Raw genomic sequence first — 256 nt, 5'->3', positions numbered from 1 at the left:
TCGATCTCTGGGAATTTGACCTTTCAAGCGGCACGGAACGGCCTTTCTCGGGTTTGTTCAAGTTTGTCGAAGGGGGGCAGGCGCAGTACGTTTCGGACGACGAAATTCTCCTCCAATCCTACGGCCCGTCTGGGCTCTTCGCCGATTACCACGATCGCTATGGGGGTAGCGAGATTTATCGAATGAGACGTGGAGACGACAAGGTGCCAGTCCCATGTGCCTTTGATGGAATCTCGCATGCTGAACTGCCGTCGCA

1 protein-coding gene is annotated in these 256 nt (G+C 55.1%); it reads left to right on the top strand.

What is annotated here, in order from left to right; all coding sequences use genetic code 11:
- Positions 1-256, top strand: a 256-nt coding sequence (locus R0K30_RS22600) for a hypothetical protein (protein WP_410613157.1), incomplete at both ends; no start/stop codon positions are given.

Source organism: Bacillus sp. SIMBA_154, from assembly GCF_046536015.1.
Lineage (GTDB): Bacteria > Bacillota > Bacilli > Bacillales > Bacillaceae > Bacillus > Bacillus pumilus_P.
This window is presented reverse-complemented; position numbering and strand designations above follow the sequence as displayed.